A 755-nucleotide genomic window follows, 5' to 3' on the forward strand; every position below is an offset into this window, starting at 1 on the left:
GCCACGTTGCAGATTGTCTCGATACGCTGGCCTAACGATACATCCTCATCATCAAACGTGTAATCGAAGTACCCGAGGCGTTTATCCGCCATTCCGGCGTAAATCTCATACAGCCCGTGCAGGTCGATAGTGTTCTCCGGCTGCTTGCCGGTAACCAGCCACGTATGTGCCACTGCATCCGCAAATGAGCGTGATGGCCGTTCTGTGTAATCCACTTTGCAGTTGACCATGTCATAACTGATCACATGCCGCGTCACCAGCGCGTTATATTTTCGCTCACGTGAGCTTGTCGGGTTCTCCGTTGCCCTTACGGTCACACGGACAATGGTGTCGTCATTATGCTTCTCATTGAGCCTGCGGCGAATAATGTGCGCCTTCTCCAGCTTCAGGATGCTGTGGTCGTTGCTGTTTTCCAGTCTGGTTAACTGGAATGCATATCGTCCGTAGCCTCCCCGTGGTATAAATTTTTCCGTTTTATAATAATTTTTTGTCTTCGGTGCTGCCGGGAACCCACGGTTATATGATTCACGGGTACCGGAAATTTCCTCGTTGTCATCATCCACCCTCCAGAATTCCATTCTGGCGTTGGCATAATCATTTTCACCAAGTGAAGCATTGATGTGTATCCACAGTTCACCGCCCTCCATTGGTGAAAAGAACGGTCCCACTGTCAGAAACTGGTTGTCATAGAGAATGAATTTCGAGGTGTTAATCACAGCATCCGGAGGCAGCGCTGCTAATTCATTGCCTGCAAG

Annotated in this window: 1 protein-coding gene; it reads right to left on the reverse strand. The window is 49.5% G+C overall.

Annotated features, from left to right (window positions below; all coding sequences use genetic code 11):
- A partial coding sequence (locus U868_RS0121850) for a host specificity factor TipJ family phage tail protein (RefSeq protein ID WP_025155140.1) occupies positions 1-755 on the reverse strand: 755 nt, incomplete at both ends.

The organism is Morganella morganii H1r (assembly GCF_000633515.1).
In the GTDB taxonomy this organism is placed as follows: domain Bacteria; phylum Pseudomonadota; class Gammaproteobacteria; order Enterobacterales; family Enterobacteriaceae; genus Morganella; species Morganella morganii_B.